This window comes from Oceanobacillus polygoni (assembly GCF_008304605.1).
Lineage (GTDB): Bacteria > Bacillota > Bacilli > Bacillales > Amphibacillaceae > Oceanobacillus > Oceanobacillus polygoni.
In genome coordinates this window covers 1-1,828 of sequence record NZ_PIJY01000047.1, presented here as the reverse complement: position 1 = coordinate 1,828, position 1,828 = coordinate 1, and the positions used below count along the sequence as shown (strand labels likewise).

The following is a 1,828-nucleotide window of genomic DNA, read 5'->3' as shown; positions in this document are numbered from 1 at the left end:
GGGGCTGGGACATAACTAGCCAAATGAACTGAAAAATGGTTCCAATCATCGGTTTTTGATGATTGGAACCATTTTTCGTTGGATGATTTTCAGGATCTATCGGTTGGTTTCTGTTCCTAGCGATATACTTTCTTAAGTTTACCGCCAGGAATGCGAATCCTAACTCGTTTTCTACTTTCCCTTTTCCTCTTACAGACATTCGAGTGAAACACAAATTAGCCTTCAAAAATCCGAAGACTGGCTCTACATCAATTTTACGTTTTCCGTAGATTTCACCCGTTTTCTTTTGCGAAAGCTGCTGTCTAATATATTCTTTTTGCTCTTCCCATTTTTCGTTATAATAAACTTTTCGATTCTTCCCTTCCTTCGCTTTGGTACATAGGGAACGTAATGGACAACTTGAACAGTCCTCACATTCATAAACTTTAAACGTTCGTGTAAACCCGTGTTTGTCTGTTCGATTGGACATGTGGCTAAACATTACCCTTTTTCCATTTGGACAGATAAACGTATCATTTTCCTCATTGTATTCCCAATTCATTGCGTGAAAATCGTTTTGCTTGTACTTCTTTTTCTTCTCTTTTCGATACTGGTTATATGTAATGAGCGGGGTGCGTTTGCGATGGTTGATGACATCTTCGTAATTTTGTTCACTACCATAGCCTGCATCTGCAACAATATAGTCCGGTAATTCAAAGAAATTTTCCTCGATTTTATCTAGAAATGGAATCAATGTGCGTGTATCTGTTGGATTTGGGAATACATCATAAGCGAGCACATATTGCCCTTCCGTCGCAGCCTGCACATTATAACCTGCTTTTAGTTGGCCGTTCTTCATATAATCGTCTTTCATTCGCATAAACGTCGCATCATGATCCGTCTTTGAATAGCTATTTCGTTCCTCGAAAATTTCCATATCGTTCTGGTATTTCTGTTTGCGTGCGAGATAATCCTTGAATTGTTTGCGATATTGTTTTGGTGCTTTGCGCTCCGAGCGAAGTTGTTTACGTTCGCTTCCGATTTCACTCGCTTCTATTTTTTTATCGTATGCTTCAACCTTCTCATCTAGCTTTTCGACTACTTTTGTGAGTTCTTCGGTCGATAGTTCATCTGAAGTTTCCCGCTCTATTTCTGGAATGATTTCCAATTCTAATAATTCATCGTACATTTGATTCGATTTTTCTACCAAATTAGCGCTATATTTTTCAATCGATTTACGCCAAATAAACGTAAACTTATTCGCATTTGCTTCTATCTTCGTTCCATCAATAAAAATGGCTTCTTCATCAATTAGTTTTTCTTGGACAAGTTGACAGCGAAATTGGACGAAGCATTGACGCAAGAGTTCTTTAACCTCTGGGTGTACACGGAAACGATTGATGGTGCGATAGCTTGGTTCATACCCTTGAGCTAACCACATCATCCGTACGCTATCTTGGAGTAGCCCTTCTATCTTTCTTCCAGAAAAAACGGATTGCGTATAGGCACACAGAATAACCTTCATCATCATTCTTGGATGATAGGCTGGACAACCAGTAACACGCAAAAAGGTATCGAATGCCTCTGCAGGAATAGTTTCCACCACATCATTCACAGCGTAGGCAATATCATTTTCTTGTAATTTCATTTCTAAATCTAGCGGCAAAACGACTTGATTCATGGTATAATGTTTAAACATAAGGACACCTCCGAAAATTATTGTTTGGTCACTTTAATTTTATCAAAAGGTGTCCTTTTTGTTTACTAAAAATATGATATTTATAATAAAAATAAGCGTGGTACCCGAGGTACCACGCTTATTTTCTTACTGGGGTTTTGTCCCAGCCTC

Annotated in this window: 1 protein-coding gene; it reads right to left on the bottom strand. The window is 38.5% G+C overall.

Annotation, left to right across the window (positions count from 1 at the left end):
• Positions 1 to 1,678, bottom strand: a 1,678-nt coding sequence (locus tag F1560_RS20660) for an IS1182 family transposase (protein WP_245347917.1), incomplete at its 3' end; no start/stop codon positions are given.
• Positions 1,679 to 1,828 lie beyond the last annotated feature (150 nt).